Source organism: Roseibium sp. RKSG952, assembly GCF_009711355.1.
On sequence record NZ_SMMF01000886.1, the window covers coordinates 1 to 3,744 of the forward strand.

The following is a 3,744-nucleotide window of genomic DNA, read 5'->3' on the forward strand; positions in this document are numbered from 1 at the left end:
CAAGAGGCGAAAGACGCAGTGTGCGGCAGCGCGAACGTATTGTCGGCAGTAATCGCGATGGCTGGTGCGAGATCAGCAAAAGCGTTGTTCGGGCCGGGGGCTCTTCGAGCATTTTCAGCAGCGCATTCGCAGCACTGATGTTCATTTCATCCGCCGAATCCACGATGACCACCCGCCGACCACCATCCGCAGACGACAGGCCAAAGAACCGACCAAGTTTGCGAATGTCATCCACTACGATCTCATTCCGTAGCTTTCCCTGATCATTCAAGGATCGGGTGATCGCAGCCAAACCGGGTTCCGCGCCCGCCAGAATGCGGTGCGAAACGGGATGTTCTGAGCCGATATTCAACGACGACACAGGAGGAGGGGCCCCAAACAACCCATTCTCTTCTGTAGGAGGTGTCGCCAGAAGGAAACGTGCGATCCGCCAAGCAAGTGTCGCCTTACCCACACCCTTTGGGCCTGTCAGAAGCCAGCCATGATGTAACCGTTCTGAGTTAAAGGCGTCGAGAAACGCCTGTTCGGCCGCATCTTGTCCGAACAACTGCTCGGTTTCGCGCGGGTGGGGGGCGCCGGGCGCCTGATCCGGGGTTGGAATATCGTCGCTCATCCGTCGTCTATCGCAAGGCTTGCAAGACGATATCTGTCACATCTTGTGCAACGCTGTCCATGTCCCGGTTGCCATCCACAACCTGAAAACGTTCTGAGAATTCATCAGCCAGAGCCAGAAAACCCGCGCGCATTTGCCGTTGTAGTTCCGGGCCAAAATCCTCGAACCGTTCTTCGGTGCCCTGCCGCCCTTTGGCGCGTGACAGGCCGGTTTCCGGGTCCATGTCGATCAGCAACGTCATATCGGGCTCTCGTCCGATCATCAGACTGTGCAATTGATCGACTATCCCACGCAGATCACCGCGTGACAGGCCTTGATACATGCGGGTGCTGTCCGCAAACCGGTCACAGATCACGACCTTTCCCGCGTCCAAGGCAGGTTCAATCGTGCGTTCCAGATGATCGCGGCGGGCCGCGGTGAACAGCAGAATCTCTGTTTCCGCCGACCAACGGTCAGGATCTCCCTCAAGAACCAGCCTGCGAATTTCTTCGGCCCCCGGCGAACCACCGGGTTCACGGGTCAGAACGACTTCATGGCCTGCTTCCTGCAAGTGCTCAGCCAGCAAACGTGCCTGAGTAGACTTGCCCGATCCGTCGATTCCCTCGAATGTCAGGAACAACCCCCGCCGCGTCACATCGACTCCAGCGGGATATTGATAACGTCTTTGAGTACTATGCCACCCACCGTCATCAGGCGTACGACAAATCCACCCTGCGGCACGTCCTGAGCTGCGACCAGTGGCCGACGAATCTCTGGCAAACCTTCGGGCCTGATCACCAGTTCAGCCAATTGCTGCCCTTTGGCGACAGGCGCGTTGATGGGGCCTTCATAAACAACTTCGGCCTCTACATTCTGATCGGTCAGAACAGGGAACAATACGCTCAGATCCTCTTCCGGAACCAGACCAACGGTTTTCTGAGCGCCCATCCACAGCTTGGCCTCTGCTATGGGCGTGTCGGCTTGGGCAACTGTCCTCTCGACAAAATTTCGAAACGACCAGTTAACCACGGCCTCAGCCTCCTCTGCGCGCCGGGCTGTGCTGTCCAGGCCAGAGAGAACGAAAACTACCCTGCGGTCCCCTTGTTTGGCAGACCCGACGAGGCCATAACCTGCCTCCTGCGTGTGGCCGGTTTTCAGGCCATCAGCGCCGATATCCAGCTTCAGCAGGGGGTTTCGGTTGCGTGCGTTCGATGGCGCCCGACCGTCGAACTCAAAAATCTCTTCGGAAAACAGCGGGTAGTATTCGGGGAAATCCGAAATCAGTCGATCCGCGAGAACAGCCAGATCATGCACAGACATCATGTGCCCAGCCGCTGGCCATCCATTCGAGTTAGCAAAGTTGGAGTTATCCATGCCCATTTGCTTGGCGCGTTGGGTCATATAGCGGGCAAACCCTGCTTCGGTTCCATCGGGGCTGAGCGCTTCGGCAATCACAACGCAGGCGTCATTGCCGGACAGAACGATAATGCCGCGCAAAAGATCTTCGACCCGGACTCGATCTTGCGTATTCAGGAACATGGTCGAGCCACCATAGCTCATGGCGTGCTCGGACACTGGCAGAGTTTCATCCAGAGTTAGACGACCATCTCGCAACGCTTCGAAAGCCACATATAGCGTCATCAGTTTTGACATGGACGCCGGGGGCAGGGGCTGATCCGCATCCTTGGACAGCAGTACGGTGCCGGTCTTCTGGTCCATGACATAGGCAGCACGCGCTGTGGTGTCGAACGCTTGTGCCGGAAGGGCCATAAGGGCCAACCCAAAAGCCAGAGCAGTTGATCGTAATGAGGAAAGCATATGGAGCCTCCTTCCTAGTTTTTCACCGTGAAGGCATCGGCAAAACCGAGATCTTTCACATCGCCGAGGATCGCCTTTCGCTCGGCTCTTGTCATGGCTGGGCCGACCAGCACACGCCAAACGGGTTTATCCCCCGATTTTAGCTCACGCACTTCGGCAAGCATACCATTGCTGCGAATCTTGTCGGCTGCACTGTTCGCATTGGCCTCGATTCCGAAGGTGCCAACCTGAATATAGGGTTTGGTCAAGGCTGACGTGCCCGAGGTACTGGCTGCAGCCGGAGTTGGCTCGGATGCTTCAATCGCGGCTGCGGCGCCTGCGATCGGGTCCAGTGGGGTTTCAGTGATTTCGTTTGGTTTCTTTTTCTGCCACCATTTCCGCTTTGCGGGTTTTTCAGGCGGCGGTGCAACAGGGGCATCTGATAGAGCGGCCGTTGGAGATGCGGTTTCTGCAACGGCTTCTGCCGCTTCGGCAGCAGTATCCCCTGAAGCTGCATCCCCTGAAGCTGCCACGGCGGCAGCTCCGGCTGCTGCCCCAGCAGCGACGGCACCGGTGTTTTCAGGTTCTTTCTTTTGCCACCATTTTCGTTTGGCCGGCTTTTCGGCGGCTTCTACTGGTGTGTCCGAAGTCGCGTCTGCAGCTGTTGCCGCAGTATCCTCGCCTGTGGTCTCGTTCTCTTCAGTTTCGGCGGGTGCAGGCGGCGGTGTCGGTTCGGTTTCCTCACGGCGCAGCGCCACAACTTGCAAGCGCGTCGGCGACCCTGCCAGCATTCCCAACTCACTCGCGGCCGCAGATGAAACCTGAAGCACAGGTCCGGGCAGGTCCCGTTCTCTGCGGAACAACGCACCTGTCACTTTTTTGTTGTTGGCCGTATTTTTGATCAGAACACGTTCGGGCTGTTTCGCATCGGGGTGCGCTACCCAGATACCACCCAGTGATGGGCGTCCATCCCAAAGTCCTGCTTCGGTTGTTTGAAAGACATCGGGTGCTTCGACATCGCGTTGTGGTCCACTCGGAACCGGTAGCAATTCGACGGTACCGTCGTTTGCCTGCGCCTCATCGGATTCCGGATCGGTTGAAGTATTTCCAGGAATCAACGCCTCGTCACACGCAGTTAAAGCCGTCAACGTCACTGCCAGAACCGCTAGCCGATGCGGCCCAAAGCGTGTCCCTGTCGCTCGCTTCATTTTGTCATCCCTTGCCTGAAAGGGCTGTGTTCACCCAGCCCCAACCGCTGATCGACTGGTTCTTGTGCCAGTCTCTTGCGGCCTTTCGCCGGGATCATAACGCGGGTACTGTGGCATGGAAAGACCGCTGCTCGGGCTTCGGCAAAA

4 protein-coding genes are annotated in these 3,744 nt (G+C 57.5%); all 4 read right to left on the minus strand.

The features are described from left to right. Positions 1 to 613: DNA polymerase III subunit delta' (locus E1297_RS14000; RefSeq protein ID WP_155139142.1), on the minus strand; the 613-nt coding region annotated here is incomplete at its 3' end. A 7-nt stretch (positions 614 to 620) separates the two neighbouring features. Beyond that, on the minus strand, positions 621 to 1,247 hold the full coding sequence (gene tmk / locus E1297_RS14005) for a dTMP kinase (protein WP_209015790.1): 627 nt from the start codon (positions 1,245 to 1,247) through the stop codon (positions 621 to 623). Further along, a complete protein-coding gene (locus E1297_RS14010) occupies positions 1,244 to 2,410 on the minus strand; it encodes a D-alanyl-D-alanine carboxypeptidase family protein (RefSeq protein ID WP_155139144.1) in 1,167 nt (388 codons plus the stop codon). The genes tmk and E1297_RS14010 overlap by 4 nt, the downstream gene beginning before the upstream one ends. A gap of 14 nt (positions 2,411 to 2,424) precedes the next feature. Continuing rightward, positions 2,425 to 3,597 (minus strand): SPOR domain-containing protein, encoded by a 1,173-nt coding sequence (locus E1297_RS14015; protein WP_155139146.1) that lies wholly within the window; start codon positions 3,595 to 3,597, stop codon positions 2,425 to 2,427. Positions 3,598 to 3,744 lie beyond the last annotated feature (147 nt).

Excerpts from the sequence above, each read along its gene's own strand:
- E1297_RS14015 (WP_155139146.1), bottom strand. The coding sequence starts at position 3,597 with ATGAAGCGAGCGACAGGGACACGCTTTGGGCCGCATCGGCTAGCGGTT.
- E1297_RS14010 (WP_155139144.1), bottom strand. The coding sequence starts at position 2,410 with ATGCTTTCCTCATTACGATCAACTGCTCTGGCTTTTGGGTTGGCCCTT.